The organism is Sphaerospermopsis torques-reginae ITEP-024 (assembly GCF_019598945.1).
Taxonomy (GTDB): domain Bacteria; phylum Cyanobacteriota; class Cyanobacteriia; order Cyanobacteriales; family Nostocaceae; genus Sphaerospermopsis.
On sequence record NZ_CP080598.1, the window covers coordinates 2153682 to 2168768 of the forward strand.

Here is a 15087-nt window from a genome sequence, read left to right on the forward strand (position 1 = left end):
AGCCTTCAGCAGTATAACAGGTGACAGGTGACAGGTGACAGGTGACAGAGTTTAAAGTCTGTATGTGTTTAAGTTTTATCATCTGTTCATGAAGTACAACCTTGACTGTCGCTATAACATGATTGTGGTGGATGATTTTGTAACTAAAATTTGGCAATTTTGTGGTTGTGATTTTAAATTTGAGATTGTGCAATCCAAAATCCAAAATCCAAAATCCAAAATCCAAAATCCAAAATTATCCCTAGTGATTGCGATTGATAATAAAGTGAGCGATCGCTTGTAGGGGTACTGCTTTTTCACCAAAACTTTCTAGTTCTGCACAAGCTTCTTCAACTAGCTGTTGTGCTTTAGCGCGAGATTCTTCAATTCCCCACAAGCTGGGATAGGTGACTTTTTGTGCTGTGATGTCTTTACCTGCGGTTTTACCTAGTTGTTCTTGAGTAGCGGTGATATCCAGAATATCATCAATGATTTGGAAGGCTAGACCAATATTTTGAGAATAACGAGTTAATTTTTGTATATCTTCTGGGGATGCGCCGGCGATTATTCCCCCACATACTACACAAGCTTCTAAGAGGGCGGCTGTTTTGTGGTTATGAATAAAATTCAAAGTTTCTAGGGAAATATCTGATTTTCCTTCTGATTCTAAATCTACCACCTGACCACCAACTAAACCGGCAGCACCTAAAGCCTTACCGAGACGGGCAATTACTTGTAAAGTTCTTTGTGTAGGGACATTTTCGGGGGTTTGGGAGGCTACGAACTCAAAAGCCAATGCTAACAAGCCATCCCCGGCTAAAATGGCGATATCTTCGCCGTAGACTTTATGATTTGTCAACTTACCACGACGGTAATCATCATTATCCATTGCGGGTAAGTCATCATGAATTAGAGACATGGTGTGGATCATTTCCACAGCACAAGCTGTTGGCATGGCCATTTCAATAGTGCCACCAATCATTTCACAGGTAGCAAGGCAAAGAATGGGGCGTACACGCTTACCTCCTGCTAAGAGGGAGTAGCGCATAGCATCGTAAATCTTCTCTGGATAAACGACAGGAATTGATTGATCCAAAGCAGTATCACAAAGCCTTTGTCGTTCTTTGAGATAGGCAGCGAGGTTAAACCCGGCTGGTTCTGATGTCTTTTGCAAGTTATCTGTTACTACCATGCTTCAATTCCTAAAATTTTCGGTTTATGGTGATATGTGTGACAATTTTACGGTGTAGAGGAGCAGAAACACTCACTTCTCGATTTTGGATTTTGGATTTTGGATTTTAGATTGATTCCATAAATCTGAAATTTGCTTAGTTACTGTTTGTCCGTAAATAGCTAGAGACTGTATTTTGCAGTAACATGGCAACTGTCATCGGACCAATACCACCAGGAACGGGGGTAATATATTCTGCCACATTAGCAGTTGCCGCAAAATCAATATCGCCCACTAAACGACTTTTACCACTGCTATCGGTGACGCGATTTATTCCCACATCTACCACAACAGCGCCTAGTTTTACCATGTCAGCAGTGATGAATCCGGGAATACCTGCTGCTGCAACAAGAATATCAGCGTTTTGGGTGATGGTTTTTAGGTTTTGGGTGCGGGAGTGGGCAATGGTAACTGTAGCATCAGCATCTAACAGCATTAACGCCATTGGCTTACCCACTAAGATACTACGTCCTACTACTACTGCTTGTTTTCCCACCAGGGGAATTTTATATTCTTCTAGTAGTCGCATTACTCCGGCAGGGGTGCAACTGCGTAAACCTGCCTCAGTTCGCACCAAACGCCCTAAGTTTACTGGGTGGAGTCCATCAGCGTCTTTATCTGGGGCAATTTTATGTAAAAGACTTATAGCATCCAAATGATTGGGTAGGGGTAACTGTACTAAAATTCCATCTACCCGTTCATCTTCGTTAAGTTCTGCAATGACTTCTTCTAGTTCAGTTTGGCTGGTTTGGGTGGGAAAGTGTTTACCAAAGGAAGCAATCCCCACTTTAGCACAGGCTTTTTCTTTGTTGCTGACATAAGCTGCTGAGGCGGGGTTATCTCCAACCATCAACACTGCTAAACCAGGAGGTCGGCCAATTTTCGGTTGTACTTCTGCGATGGTAGCACCTAATTCTTTCTGAATTTTAGCGGCTAATGCTTTACCATCAAGGATTTTCGCTGTTTTTGTTTCCATTGTCATTAGTCATTAGTTATTAGGGACTGGGGACTGGGGACCTCACAAGGGTAGGTATTTTACATTGTCGTGAGGGCAAGACTTGGAGGACAAGGAAGGAAATACGTACAAATAATGTACAATTGGTAACAACAAGCAACGCTCAACAGACCATTTTTTGTATAAAATCTTCCTTGTCTACGTTCCCTCCTTGTCTTCCAGGTCCTGCCTTAACAGATAATATTAAAAACCTACCCCTGTGAGGGACTGGGGACTGGGGACTGGGGAGTGGGATAAAATTTCTTCTCTTGCCTTTTGCCTTTTGCCTTTTGCCTTTTTACTGTCACCTGTCACCTGTCACCTACTCCGTTATTTTCTCAGATTAACTGCGTCAATTAAAGGATAAAGGACAGATAGTATGAATAAAAACTTGAGTAAACTGGTAACAAGGTAAGGATTAATGCAAAAATTCTCTCAATTGCGTACTGTTCAACAACAAATACAACGTACTTCTTGGAAATCTTTTCATCAAGGATTAGCCTTTTTTTTGGTAGTGGGACTGTGTAGTTGTGCTAACGGTAAACCTGGTGAAATAAATTTACAAAATTTGAGGATTGGCGCAAATGTTACACCGATTCGGGAAATTAAACCAGCACAGGATAATCAAGCTACTGTTTACATCCAAGGAAAGATAGAAAAACACGCTCCTTTGCTCAAGCAGCAAGCATATCAAATTGCTGATGCCAGCGGTAAAATTTGGGTTGTGACTAATCAAAGTAATTTAAATGTGGGACAAGAGGTAGTATTAAAGGGTAAGGTAAGATACAAAAGTATTCCCTTGGCTGGGCAAGAGTTTGGGGAAGTTTACTTAGAGGAGGAATAATATATGAATCATCAAATACCCCAAGTTGCAATAGTCATTCTACACCAAAAGCAGAAATACCTCATGCAGCTACGGGACAATATCCCCACTATAGCTGCTGCTGGTTGTTGGGGTTTATTTGGTGGACATTTAGAAGCTGATGAAACCCCAGAAATAGCACTGGTGCGGGAAGTAAAAGAAGAAATCAGTTATGAGTTACCTTCTTTTGTTAAATTTGGGATCTATTCCGATGAGAGAGTTATTCGTTATGTTTTTCAAGCACCATTATTAGTAGGATTAGAGCAACTGGTTTTAAATGAAGGCTGGGATATGGGATTATTAACAAGGGAAGATATTGAAAGGGGTAGTTGTTATTCTCTTATTGCTGGAGAATTTAGACCTTTAGGAAGTACCCATCAAAAAATTATGCTTGATTTTATAACAGGTGACAGGTGACAGGTGACAGGTGACAGGTGACAGAATTGCGAGTATTTTTGTGGGTTTATAGTTTGACTATTTTCTAAATAGTTTAATCATCACAATACAATTCTTTAACCATCGGCAACTAATTTAATTGATCAAATCTATGCAAATAAAAAATAAATTTCCACGCTGGTTAACTTTCGGTTTAGCTTTTCCTCTAATCATTCTCAATGGTTGGTTATTAATTCAGGTTGTGCAATATTTTCAACCTTTGGTAAGCGTTGTTTCTGTAGCTGTTTTATTATCTTTTGTTTTAGACTATCCCATCAAATTTTTCAATCAAAAGGGAGTACCACGTAATTTAGCTATTGCAGGAGTGCTGCTTTTAGCCATATTAATTTTAGGAGCAGTTGGTGTAATTTTAGTACCTTTGATTTTTCAACAACTGAACGAATTAGTGAATATTCTTCCTGTTTGGATAGATTCGGGAACTCAACAATTACAAGCTTTTTTGAATTGGGCAGCAACACAACAAGATTTACCTGTTAATATTAGTGGTTTAGCTACGCAGTTGTTAGAAAAAATCTCTAGTCAATTTCAATCTTTTACTGGTAAAATTTTGGGTTTTGCTTTTGATACTATTGGATTCTTAGTTAATTTATTGTTAGCCATTGTTTTAACAATTTACCTAATTTTAAATGGTGAAAAATTGTGGGATGGACTTTATCAATGGTTTCCCAGTTATATTAGTATAAAGGTGAGAGCATTACTTAAAGAGGATTTTCAAAATTATTTTATTGGCCAAGCAACTTTAGGAGCAATTTTAGCAGTAACAGTTACTTTAGCATTTGTGGCTTTAAGGATTCCTTTAGCGTTATTATTTGGTATTGCGATTGGGTTTTTCTCTCTTTTCCCTTTTGGTACGGGAATTGGTATTGGTATTGTCAGTTTGTTGGTAGCTTTAGAGAACTTTTGGGAAGGGGTGGAAGTTGCTGCTATTGCGGTGACAATTGATCAAATTAATTCTAATATTGTTGCACCGAGATTGTTAGGAAATTTAACTGGTTTAAATCCGGTTTGGGTGGTAATTTCTTTATTAATTGGTGCTAAATTGGGTGGTGTTTTGGGTTTGTTGGTAGCGATTCCTATCGCTAGTTTTATTAAGGATATTGCGGATAGTTGGAGGGCGGGTGAGTTGAGGAAATTGGATGAGGTTGATGGTAGTGTTGGGGAAATTAAGGAAGGTTTAGAAGTGAGGTGATGCGCTACACCCGCAAGGAAATAAATTTCCTTGCTAATAGCTCAAGTAGGTTAAAACCTACTATTTTTAAAGGAAATTGGAAAATATAATTAATGTTAACATATATTGTAATTTACGGATATAATCGTTCTCCACAGTTTAAACAAACTTCTGCTTCTACTTGGATAATAGCAGTATGATTTCCGCCTTTGAGGATTTTTTCTACTTGTTTAGTTTGTAATTCACCTTGACAAGTGGGGCATTTTTTAGGTTTCATAATTAATTTAACTAACCAGTAATTACCTTTTTCTCAAGACGTTCAGCAAGCCATAATTTAATTATAGAATCAGAAGTTACACCTAACCGTTTTGCTTCTTTTTCTAATGCTTCTATCATCCACACAGGAAAATCAATATTCACTCTTTTTTGTTCATAACCGGGACGACGTGCTTGAGATAAGTCTAAAAACTCAGTGATATCTTCATCATTATCAAATTTAGTATCAAATTCTTCAGCTTTCATAAATATTTACCTCTTCAGTACGAGAACGACGAACAGAAATAATCCTTATTTTATCACTACGATAGGTAATGACTGCTGACCAATGTTTATCACCTATTTTACCAATAACTAGAAATCTGGGTTCATCGGTTGTGCGTGCAGGTATTTCTATACGGTTTGTATCATTCCACAGTTTTTGTGCTTCAATAAAATTGATTTTATGTTTAGTTTTATTTGTTGCACTTTTGTTAGGATCAAATTCAAATTCCATAACTATAGCTTGTTTAAAACTATCATGTTCTTAGCTAGTTTTTCTTCTGCATTATTAAATGCTAAGTCTTGAAAGATGTTGCCGGAACTGATGGTATAATTTAACATAATTTTCTTACTGTAATTTACTAACTGGAACGGCCTAATTGTTTTAATAAATCATTGCGATTGTTGATATAAAGTTGTTCATCTGGTTTAATACTAATTGCTTTTTCATAACATTTTAATGCTTCTTCATACCTTTGTAAATACCATAAGGAAACACCCCGTCCACACCAAGCTTGATGATAGTCAGGTTTAATAGCAATAGCTTGATCATAAGATGCGATCGCTGCTTGGTATTTTTGTAATTTTCTTAGGGAAACACCCCGTTTATACCAACCTTCATGATAGTTAGGTTTAATAGCAATAGATTTATCGTAAGATGCGATCGCTTCTTGGTATCTTTGTAAATTAAATAGTTGATTACCTTGTTCAACCCCGCCTTGATTTGATTTATTTGATATTTGCTCTGTTAATGGTTGTGTATTCTGTTGTTTAACAACTGACTGTGTTACTGGCTTTGTATTCTGTGATTCAACAATGGAAAAAACCTGATTTAATACATCCAACGCTTCCTTAGCATTTCTATAACGTTGTCGCCAATCATATCGCACCATTTTAGTGATAAATGTTCTTAGTTTATAACTTACTTCTACTTGATCAATCCAAATAATTTCGCCATTATCATCTTCTGGTAATAACCGAGGAGACAAATCAATTAATGCCTGAATTGCTGTCATACCTAAAGCATAAATATCACTACTAAATTTAGGTTTACCCATAGCCTGTTCTAAAGGCGTATATCCGGGCGTACCAATACGAATAGTTCGGGTAGTAGAACCTGATTTCATGGCAATAGTAGTATTAATTTGTTTGATTGCACCAAAATCAATTAATACTAACTTCCCATCTTTACGTCGCATAATATTGGCAGGTTTAAGATCCCTATGAATAACTCTATTGTCATGGACATAAACCAATATTTCTAAAACATCTCGTAAAAGTTGAATTACTTCAGCTTCACTTAACTTTTTACCAGGACTGATTTCATTAGTTAAATCTTTACCTTCAATAAATTCTTGAATTAAATAAAAGTTTTCATCTTCCTGAAAATAGGCATACAATTTAGGAATTTGATCGTGATTTTGTCCTAATTTATGTAAAATCTGTGCTTCTTGTTTAAATAAACGGATAGTATCTCGGTCAATTTCTGTAGGTTTTAACCGTTTAACTACATGAATAGGTTTAGGAGTAATAGGGATATCTAAATCTTCTGCAAGGTAAGTTTCCCCAAAACCACCTTTTTCTAGTTCTAGTTCTTGGATAATCTGGTAACGTTGACGGAGAATCTTACCAATCATAAGATGTTATCTTTATAACCCTGTTTTTGTCTATAATAACTGATAATCCCCCTTTGTGTCTCTCTCTGCGCCTCTGCGTGAGAAAAAAATTAAACAACTTAAAGCGATCGCCCCCATTACCCCATAAAATCATAAACTATGTTTTTAAATGAGTTTTGTTATGTAAATATTTGCTATAATAAATAAAAGTCCTATCAAGTAAATATATACTTAAATGTTAAACATAACACTAGACACCAGTAAAACTGACATAGAATAACAGCAACTAGATTTATATTACAATTATTAAATCACTAAAATATATTTGGTGTTAATTATGCTGAAAAAACTGATTCTCGAAAATTGGAAAAGTTTCCGTTATGCTGAACTTCCCCTTGATCCTTTAACTGTACTTATTGGAACTAATGCAAGTGGTAAGTCTAATGTTGTTGAAGCTTTGGAATTTTTACAAAGAATAGCTAATGGTGAAAATATTGAAACAGCTTTAGCAGGTGATAAAACACTTTCTTCTATTCGTGGTGGTGTTCAATGTGCTGCAAGACATGGTGAAAAAGAGTTTAGTTTAAAGGTGTTAATTGGAAGTGACGATGATGATTATTTATATAATGTGAAAATACAAACATTGCCTGATTGTCAAATACTACAAGAAGATATTAAAAGTGATTTATATTATCACGAACAAGGGATTTACTTAAAAAAGTTTACTTTAAAAACAGGACACAACAATAGAAGTAATCTCAACAATACAGGTAATAGTTTTAGTTTGAGCGATTTATTTGAAAACAACATTCTATATAACACTACTGAAGGTGGTAACATGGTTTTTAGTAAAGAGGTTAAAGATATATTCTTACCCGCAAAAAAGAAAGTTCAAGAGTTTGTAGTATCTAATTTAGAAAATATGTTAACTCTTAATCCAATTCCATCTACAATGCGTGATTATTCCCGACTATCTGAAAACCTAGAAAGCGACGGTTCAAATATTGCTGGAGTTTTAGCAGCATTACCAGATGACAAAAAAGCAGAAGTTGAAAATACCCTATCTGAATATATCAAATATTTACCAGAAGGTGATATTAAAAAAGTATTGGCTGAACCAGTAGGAAGACTGAAAACAGATGCAATGCTGTACTGTCAAGAAGAATGGAAACCAGGAGAAATAACAGAAATTGATGCTAGAATTATGTCAGATGGAACATTGCGATTTCTAGCAATTCTCACAGCATTATTAACCCGTCCCGAAGGTAGTCAAATTGTTATAGAAGAAATAGATAACGGTTTACATCCTTCCCGTGCAGCATTATTAGTAAAAATATTAAAAGAAATTGGTAGTAAACGCAATATTGATATTTTATTAACCACCCATAACCCCGCTTTACTTGATGCTTTTGGTTCAGAAATAGTTCCCTTTGTAGTTGTTGCACATCGAGATTTAGAAACTGGAGAAAGTAAACTTACCTTATTAGAAGATATTGAAAACTTCCCTAAATTATTTGCTTCCTATTCCTTGGGACAAATGACAACAAAAGGAGCAATTGAACGCAGTCTTTCTCATGGCGTATAATTGGGGGAGTAATTTAAAAAAATGAGAAAAGTTTTATTGATAGATACATCTTTATTGTGTGTCTGGTTAAAAGTTCCAGGTAAAGAAACTGCGGGTAATAATAAATGGGATTTTGAAAGTGTTAATGATAAAATCAAATTAGAAATAGAAAAAGGAACAACCTTGGTACTTCCTTTAGCTACAGTTATCGAAACAGGAAATCATATTGCACAAGCGAAAACCGGCGATAAATGGACATCTGCTGAACAATTTACAAAAATTATGATTTTTGCTGCTGATGAAACAAGTCCTTGGGCTGCTTTTCGTGAACAAATTGTATTATGGGAAGCAGAAGGATTGAAAAATTTAGCTGCTACATTTCCCAACCAAGCTGTACAAAACACTTCAATGGGTGATGCTAGTATAGTAGTCTTGGGTTGGTATTATCATCATAAAGGTTTTCATGTAGAATTTCTCACAGATGATAGTGGTTTAAAATCTCAAGAACCTCCACCACCAACCACACCCACCCGTCGCAGTAGTCGCAGAATATGATAAGACTTAATACAGAAGCAGAATAGAGAAAAATTGAAGTTTACTTAATACATAAATTTTAAACATTTCTTAAAAATACAGATGGATCAATATGAAAGAAATCACTAAGTTTCTCGATGTGTTCAATGGTGAGGGTTTGTTTTCCCGCTATAACATCAGACAATATAGTTTCATCTTCAAAAATTGATATTAAATCTGTAAATTGTAAATTCAATTCTTCTATTAATACTTTAAATAATTCTACCCCATAAATATCACGAATGGGATAATTTTGATCCTCATATTCAGATACCACTAATCCTAATAAATGTAGATAATCTCGTTCATCAGGAGTTAAATTTCCTTGATCTAATAATTCATCAATGATATTTTGAGTTCTGGTTAATTCTTCCTCAGATGTGATTTTTCTGGGTGGAAAAGAAGTAATTAATTCTAAGTATGTTTTAGGTGTACCAAGGGTCTTGTTTCCAGTTTTGTTTATCATATTCTGCATGGGTAAGGATATGGCGAATATACACTTCTTGATATTGATAGTCTACTAATGCAATTAGTCGGTAATTATTACCACTAATATTAAAAACAGTCAAATTACCAACTAAATCAGCAGATGGAAATACTTGACGTAATTGAACAAAATTTTCCCATTTAGCTTTACTAACAATTTTATACCATGTTTCTAAATTTGATTCAGCTTTGGGATGCTGTTGAGAAAATTCTTTTATTCTTTTTTTGCTGATAATGTGCATATTATTACTCATCCATTAAATCAGCAATTAGGCGATCGTAAATATCTTGCCACAGGGTTAAATGTTGTTTAAAATTGAGAATGACAGCGATTTTTTGACCTTGACTATCAGTTAAAAACTGAATATTTTCCAGTTCAGGATATTGGTTAATGACTGTTTCCCAAAGTGTTTGATGGGGTTGTAAGTCTATAAATACTCCTGTTCTTTTATTTTGTTGGTCTGTTAAAAATTGAATACCTGGTAATTGAGGTAAGTTATTATTTTGATATTGTTGATAATATTTACCTCTGACTCCTTTACTGAAATCATATTCTTCTAACATTTGATCATAATTTACTTGTGATATTTGCTCAAGCAATTAAACAGGAATACGAAAAGATTGACCAATAACTTGAAAATCTTCGGTTTGTTGATTTTTTAGTTTAGTCCGAATTTGGGCAAATTTTCTAACGATTTCGGGTTTATATAATCTTTCTCCACAGTTTAAACAAACTTCTGCTTCTATTTGGATAATAACAGTATGATTTCCTCCTTTGAGGATTTTTTCAACTTGTTTAGGTTGTAATTCTTCTTTCTTTGTCTTTTCTACGTCTTTTGCGTCTATATATTCTGTCACTCTTGCTTAGTTTCTTCTTAAGATGTTCACTCAGCCATAACTTTATAATAGAATCACGAGTGATACCTAAACGTCTTCCTTCTTTTTCCAATGCTTCTATCATCCACACAGGAAAATCAATATTCACTCTTTTTTGTTCATAACCGGGACGACGTGCTTGAGATAAGTCTAAAAACTCAGTGATATCTTCATCATTGTCAAATTTAGTATCAAATTCTTCCGCTTTCATAAATATTTACCTCTTCAGTACGAGAACGACGAACAGAAATAATCCTTATTTTATCACTTCGATAGGTAATGACTGCTGACCAATGTTTATGACGTATTTTACCAATTATTAAAAATCTGGGTTCATCGGTTGTGCGTGCGGGTATTTCTATACGGTTTGTATCTGTCCACAGTTTTTGTGCTTCAATAAAATCAATTTTATGTTTAGTTTTATTGCTTGCACTTTTATTAGGGTCAAACTCAAATTCCATCTTTTTTTAATTAGATTATCGTAAAGCTAAACAGACTTTGTTATTACCCATATCATTTATTTATCTGAACCTTGATACTAATTGCTTTCTCATAACATTTTATTTCTTATCAGTATCTTTGTAAATCGTCTAGGATAATTCCTCGGTTATACCAAGCTTCATGGTAGTCAGGTTTAATGGCAATCGCTTTATCATAAGATACGATCGCTTCTTCATACTTTTTTAACTTATCTAAAGCAACTCCTCGATTATACCAAGCTTCATGGTAGTCAGGTTTAATGGCAATCGCTTTATCATAAGATACGATCGCTTCTTCATACTTTTTTAACCATCTATAATAACTGATAATCTCTCTTTGTGTCTCTCTCTGCGCCTCTGCGTGAGAAAAAAATTAAACAACTTAAAGCGATCGCCCCAACCAAACCCATAGTATCACTACCATAAACCCACATCACCCCAAAAAAGACCTATAGTAGATGTATATTTCACGAAAGTAGAACAGTAAAATAATAAAGTAGCATCAGCAATCACCGTGGCAACCGACAAAATCAGAGTATCAACCTATATACAACAAACCCTGAAAGAAGAAGCCGAAAAAGTAGCCGATCGCCAGGGTAGATCCTTGAGTAACTATATTGAACAACTAATTAAACAAGATGTAGCCAGAGCAAAACAAGAAGGAGAAATCCAGTAACATAAATTACAGAGCTAAAATTAACCTTTGCTTTCTCTTTAGGTAAGAAGCGATCGCCCTCTTTACTCAACGTCCAGTTACTATCAAATCATGTAAAATTTAACCAAATAATCTAAACTAAAAATCTATGAAAACTTTTACCGCAATTATTGAAAGAGACGCACAAACAAAACTTTATGTAGGTTATGTTCCAGGTTTTCCAGGAGCGCATTCTCAAGGAGAAACATTAGACGAATTACAGCAAAATTTACGTGAAGTAATTGAAATGCTACTCGAAGACAAAGAACCAGAATTTGAGACGGAATTTATTGGTATACAACAAATTACACTTCAGTCAGCATGAGCAATATTCCTGTTCTTAAACCTCAAGAAGTAGTGCGTATTTTAGAAAATCTTGGATTTGTAGAAGTGCGTCAAACTGGTTCTCACAAACAGTTCCGTCATGCAGATGGTAGAGGAACAACCGTTCCCTTTCACAAAGGACGTGATATTGCACCGACTTTGTTACGCAAAATTGCTAGTGATATCAATTTAACAGTTGAGGAATTTTTGGAAGCTCGCTAAAAATTAAAAAACCTTAAACAACCACCCCCATCCCCCCAACCCCACGCTATCATCAAAAATAGTGCCAAAATAGTGCCAAACATTTCAGCATCTACACATGACCACACCAGAACCCCAGCAACCAAACACACCCCTCAGCGATACAAAACTGGTAGAAGACCGCAGCAAGCTGAGTAAAATGTATCAGCACTACGTAGAAATGAAAGATAAATACCCCCATGCGTTGCTGCTGTATCGTGTTGGTGACTTCTTTGAAACCTTCTTTCAAGACGCTGTAACCATCTCCAGAGAATTAGAATTAGTCCTCACCAGTAAACACGGGGGTGATGTGGGTCGTGTGGCTATGACTGGTGTACCTCATCACGCATGGGAACGCTACACAACCATGTTAGTAGAAAAAGGTTATGCTGTAGTTATTTGTGACCAAGTAGAAGACGCATCAGAAGCAGTAGGTTTAGTTAAACGGGAAGTTACCCGCATTCTCACACCGGGAACATTATTAGAAGAAGGAATGCTCAAAGCTAGTCGCAATAATTACTTAGCGGCTGTGGTAATTGCGGTGAATCATTGGGGTTTAGCCTATGCTGATATATCAACTGGGGAATTTCTCACAACTCAAGGTAGTGATTTAGAACACCTCACTCAAGAGTTAATGAGGTTACAACCTTCTGAAGTGCTTTTTCCCACCAATGCCCCGGATTTAGGTGCTTTACTACGACCGGGGGAAACTTCCCCTTCCCTTCCCCAGTGTTTACCACCCACATTTTGTTATAGTTTGCGATCGCAACTTCCCTTTTCTCAAGCCGAAGCCAGGAGTAAAATATTACAGAAATTCAAATTGCGATCGCTTGAAGGTATCGGTTGTGAACATCTCCCCCTTGCTGTCCGCGCTGCTGGTGGACTGTTGGAATATCTGGAAGATACCCAAAAACAAAACCCCGTATCTCTGCAATTATTACGCACCTATACCTTAACCGATTATCTGATCGTAGACCATCAAACCCGTCGCAACCTAGAAATTACCCAAACCGTGCGGGATGGTACTTTTCACGGTTCTTTATTATGGGCTTTAAACAGAACCAGCACCGCTATGGGTAGTCGGGCTTTAAGAAGATGGTTGTTACAACCGCTACTGGATATTAAAGGGATTAAAGCTAGACAAGATAGTATTCAAGAACTGGTAGATAATACCCCTTTACGGCAGGATTTACGAGCATTATTAAGGAAAATCTACGATTTAGAACGGTTAGCAGGTCGTGCAGGTTCAGGTAGAGCAAATGCACGGGATTTAGTCGCTCTAGCTGATTCTATCTCTCTTTTACCGGAATTAGCTTACCTAGCTTCGGAAGCGCGATCGCCTTTTTTAAAAGCCTTGCAAAAAGTCCCCCCTGTACTTGAAGAATTAGCAAAAAAAATACAATTACACATAGTAGAATCACCACCCAATCATTTAAAAGAAGGCGGTTTAATTCGTCCTAGTATAAACCCGCAGTTAGATGAAAGAAAAGCTACAGTAGAAGCAGATCAACAATGGATTGCAACTTTAGAAGTTGATGAAAGGGCGAGAACAGGTATTGCTAATTTAAAAGTCGGCTTTAATAAGACTTTTGGGTATTATATTAGTATTTCACGTTCTAAATCCGATCAAGTTCCTGAGAATTATATCCGTAAACAAACATTGACGAATGAGGAACGTTATATTACTCCTGAGTTGAAAGAACGAGAAGCACGGATATTGACGGCGCGAGATGACTTAAATCAGCTAGAATATGAGATTTTTGCCGCTTTACGGGATGAAGTGGCTGAACACGCGGATACTATTCGTAATATTTCCCGTGCGGTGGCTGCTGCTGATGTATTATGTGGGTTAGCTGAGTTGGCGGTACATCAAGGTTATTGTCGGCCGGAAATGGTGGAAGGCCGGGAGGTTGAGGTTATTGATGGCCGTCATCCTGTGGTTGAACAGTCTTTACCTTCTGGGTTTTTTGTTCCTAATTCTACTTGGTTGGGTGAGAAGAATTACGGAGAAACGAACCACGTTCTGCGAAGCAGTTCCCGAAGGGTAGACACGAAGGACACGAAGGAAGAAGAGAAGAGAAGAAAGAATGATACATCTTATCCTGATTTGGTGATTTTGACGGGTCCTAATGCTAGTGGTAAAAGTTGTTATTTACGGCAGGTGGGTTTAATTCAGTTAATGGCGCAAATTGGAAGTTTTGTACCCGCTAAGTCTGCTAGGTTGGGAATTTGCGATCGCATTTTTACCCGTGTGGGTGCGGTTGATGATCTGGCAACTGGTCAATCTACTTTTATGGTAGAAATGAATGAAACTGCTAATATTTTAAATCATGCAACAGCGAAATCTTTGGTTTTGTTAGATGAAATTGGTAGGGGTACTGCAACTTTTGATGGTTTATCTATTGCTTGGGCTGTGGCAGAATATTTAGCAGTGGAAATTAAAGCTCGGACTATTTTTGCAACTCATTATCATGAGTTAAATGAGTTAGCGAGTATTATTAATAATGTGGCAAATTATCAAGTTACTGTGAAAGAATTACCTGATCAAATTATCTTTTTACATCAAGTTCAACCCGGTGGTGCTGATAAGTCTTATGGAATAGAAGCGGGAAGGTTAGCTGGTTTACCTGCGGTGGTTATTCAACGAGCAAAACAGGTGATGGGACAAATTGAAAAACACAGTAAAATTGCAATGGGTTTGAGGGAAGGACTTTGATGAATAATAACAATTTTAACTTTAATGAAAACTTTGTAGAGCAAAGAGTTACTTACTCATTAGAAAAAGATGGTCAATTTTTGATAGTCGAAAATGTACCAGCTAGAGTCAATTTAGAAACGGGTGAGCAATTCTTTTCTCCTGACACTGTTGAACAGTTACAGCAAATTATTTTGCAGCAAATTCCCGTTTATAAATTTACTGCGTAAATGGATAGAGGTTTTGCAGGACTAAATTTACTGCAATGCAATAATTAGTGCAAAATTAGATATAATAAGGAGAGAAACTACTG

General features: G+C 36.4%; 24 protein-coding genes. 10 read left to right on the forward strand and 14 right to left on the reverse strand.

The window, feature by feature from the left end:
* Positions 1–241 precede the first annotated feature (241 nt).
* Together crtE and folD are read right to left on the reverse strand one after the other, a co-directional pair.
* Entirely contained in the window at positions 242–1171 is a 930-nt protein-coding gene (gene crtE, locus K2F26_RS10030; protein ID WP_220611338.1) for a geranylgeranyl diphosphate synthase CrtE, read from the reverse strand.
* A gap of 136 nt (positions 1172–1307) precedes the next feature.
* Positions 1308–2186: a bifunctional methylenetetrahydrofolate dehydrogenase/methenyltetrahydrofolate cyclohydrolase FolD gene (folD, locus tag K2F26_RS10035; RefSeq protein WP_220611843.1), complete on the reverse strand. Its 879-nt coding sequence runs from the start codon at positions 2184–2186 to the stop codon at positions 1308–1310.
* A gap of 439 nt (positions 2187–2625) precedes the next feature.
* On the opposite strand from folD, the gene K2F26_RS10040 reads away from it, so the two are divergent.
* From K2F26_RS10040 to K2F26_RS10050, 3 genes are all read left to right on the forward strand, one after another.
* Positions 2626–3048, forward strand: a complete 423-nt coding sequence (locus K2F26_RS10040) for a hypothetical protein (protein WP_220611339.1) — start codon at positions 2626–2628, stop codon at positions 3046–3048.
* A 3-nt stretch (positions 3049–3051) separates the two neighbouring features.
* On the forward strand, positions 3052–3483 hold the full coding sequence (locus K2F26_RS10045) for an NUDIX hydrolase (RefSeq protein ID WP_220611340.1): 432 nt from the start codon (positions 3052–3054) through the stop codon (positions 3481–3483).
* Between the two features lie 130 nt (positions 3484–3613).
* Positions 3614–4711 (forward strand): AI-2E family transporter, encoded by a 1098-nt coding sequence (locus K2F26_RS10050; RefSeq protein ID WP_220611341.1) that lies wholly within the window; start codon positions 3614–3616, stop codon positions 4709–4711.
* A 112-nt stretch (positions 4712–4823) separates the two neighbouring features.
* Here the strand turns inward: K2F26_RS10050 and K2F26_RS10055 are convergent, their stop codons facing one another.
* From K2F26_RS10055 to K2F26_RS10070, 4 genes are all read right to left on the reverse strand, one after another.
* Positions 4824–4967: a YgiT-type zinc finger protein gene (locus tag K2F26_RS10055; RefSeq protein WP_220611342.1), complete on the reverse strand. Its 144-nt coding sequence runs from the start codon at positions 4965–4967 to the stop codon at positions 4824–4826.
* A gap of 11 nt (positions 4968–4978) precedes the next feature.
* Entirely contained in the window at positions 4979–5212 is a 234-nt protein-coding gene (brnA, locus tag K2F26_RS10060; protein WP_220611343.1) for a type II toxin-antitoxin system BrnA family antitoxin, read from the reverse strand.
* Positions 5202–5462 carry a BrnT family toxin gene (locus K2F26_RS10065; RefSeq protein WP_220611344.1) on the reverse strand — a complete coding sequence of 87 codons (261 nt, stop codon included), beginning with the start codon at positions 5460–5462 and terminating at the stop codon, positions 5202–5204. Before K2F26_RS10065 ends, brnA (K2F26_RS10060) begins: the two co-directional genes overlap by 11 nt.
* A gap of 127 nt (positions 5463–5589) precedes the next feature.
* Positions 5590–6864, reverse strand: a complete 1275-nt coding sequence (locus K2F26_RS10070; protein WP_220611345.1) for a protein kinase domain-containing protein — start codon at positions 6862–6864, stop codon at positions 5590–5592.
* Between the two features lie 316 nt (positions 6865–7180).
* Here K2F26_RS10070 and K2F26_RS10075 point away from each other — a divergent pair, with 316 nt between their 5' ends.
* Positions 7181–8428, forward strand: a complete 1248-nt coding sequence (locus tag K2F26_RS10075; protein WP_220611346.1) for an AAA family ATPase — start codon at positions 7181–7183, stop codon at positions 8426–8428.
* Between the two features lie 21 nt (positions 8429–8449).
* Positions 8450–8962, forward strand: a complete 513-nt coding sequence (locus K2F26_RS10080) for a hypothetical protein (protein WP_220611347.1) — start codon at positions 8450–8452, stop codon at positions 8960–8962.
* A gap of 58 nt (positions 8963–9020) precedes the next feature.
* Here the strand turns inward: K2F26_RS10080 and K2F26_RS10085 are convergent, their stop codons facing one another.
* The 8 genes from K2F26_RS10085 to K2F26_RS25145 form a co-directional block, all read right to left on the reverse strand.
* Positions 9021–9446 carry a helix-turn-helix domain-containing protein gene (locus tag K2F26_RS10085; RefSeq protein ID WP_220611348.1) on the reverse strand — a complete coding sequence of 142 codons (426 nt, stop codon included), beginning with the start codon at positions 9444–9446 and terminating at the stop codon, positions 9021–9023.
* Positions 9406–9708 carry a type II toxin-antitoxin system HigB family toxin gene (locus K2F26_RS10090; protein WP_220611349.1) on the reverse strand — a complete coding sequence of 101 codons (303 nt, stop codon included), beginning with the start codon at positions 9706–9708 and terminating at the stop codon, positions 9406–9408. Before K2F26_RS10090 ends, K2F26_RS10085 begins: the two co-directional genes overlap by 41 nt.
* 4 nt (positions 9709–9712) lie before the next feature.
* Positions 9713–10030 carry a hypothetical protein gene (locus tag K2F26_RS10095; RefSeq protein WP_220611350.1) on the reverse strand — a complete coding sequence of 106 codons (318 nt, stop codon included), beginning with the start codon at positions 10028–10030 and terminating at the stop codon, positions 9713–9715.
* 36 nt (positions 10031–10066) lie between these two features.
* Complete coding sequence (locus tag K2F26_RS10100; protein WP_246605573.1) at positions 10067–10324, reverse strand: YgiT-type zinc finger protein; 258 nt, start codon at positions 10322–10324, stop codon at positions 10067–10069.
* Positions 10263–10553, reverse strand: a complete 291-nt coding sequence (brnA, locus tag K2F26_RS10105; protein ID WP_246605574.1) for a type II toxin-antitoxin system BrnA family antitoxin — start codon at positions 10551–10553, stop codon at positions 10263–10265. The genes K2F26_RS10100 and brnA (K2F26_RS10105) overlap by 62 nt, the downstream gene beginning before the upstream one ends.
* A complete protein-coding gene (locus K2F26_RS10110; protein ID WP_220611351.1) occupies positions 10534–10803 on the reverse strand; it encodes a BrnT family toxin in 270 nt (89 codons plus the stop codon). Before K2F26_RS10110 ends, brnA (K2F26_RS10105) begins: the two co-directional genes overlap by 20 nt.
* 109 nt (positions 10804–10912) lie before the next feature.
* Entirely contained in the window at positions 10913–11152 is a 240-nt protein-coding gene (locus K2F26_RS10115) for a tetratricopeptide repeat protein (RefSeq protein ID WP_220611845.1), read from the reverse strand.
* Complete coding sequence (locus K2F26_RS25145; RefSeq protein WP_302850049.1) at positions 11136–11258, reverse strand: hypothetical protein; 123 nt, start codon at positions 11256–11258, stop codon at positions 11136–11138. Before K2F26_RS25145 ends, K2F26_RS10115 begins: the two co-directional genes overlap by 17 nt.
* 77 nt (positions 11259–11335) lie before the next feature.
* Here K2F26_RS25145 and K2F26_RS10120 point away from each other — a divergent pair, with 77 nt between their 5' ends.
* The 5 genes from K2F26_RS10120 to K2F26_RS10140 all read left to right on the forward strand — a co-directional run bounded on the left by K2F26_RS10120 (position 11336) and on the right by K2F26_RS10140 (position 15004).
* Entirely contained in the window at positions 11336–11497 is a 162-nt protein-coding gene (locus K2F26_RS10120; protein WP_220611352.1) for a hypothetical protein, read from the forward strand.
* Between the two features lie 127 nt (positions 11498–11624).
* A complete protein-coding gene (locus tag K2F26_RS10125; RefSeq protein ID WP_220611353.1) occupies positions 11625–11840 on the forward strand; it encodes a type II toxin-antitoxin system HicB family antitoxin in 216 nt (71 codons plus the stop codon).
* The gene (locus K2F26_RS10130) at positions 11837–12061 is read left to right on the forward strand and encodes a type II toxin-antitoxin system HicA family toxin (RefSeq protein WP_096571021.1); all 225 of its coding nucleotides are present in this window, start codon (positions 11837–11839) and stop codon (positions 12059–12061) included. Before K2F26_RS10125 ends, K2F26_RS10130 begins: the two co-directional genes overlap by 4 nt.
* 97 nt (positions 12062–12158) lie before the next feature.
* A complete protein-coding gene (gene mutS / locus K2F26_RS10135) occupies positions 12159–14795 on the forward strand; it encodes a DNA mismatch repair protein MutS (RefSeq protein WP_220611354.1) in 2637 nt (878 codons plus the stop codon).
* Positions 14795–15004 carry a hypothetical protein gene (locus K2F26_RS10140; RefSeq protein ID WP_220611355.1) on the forward strand — a complete coding sequence of 70 codons (210 nt, stop codon included), beginning with the start codon at positions 14795–14797 and terminating at the stop codon, positions 15002–15004. Before mutS ends, K2F26_RS10140 begins: the two co-directional genes overlap by 1 nt.
* The last annotated feature ends 83 nt before the right edge of the window (positions 15005–15087 follow it).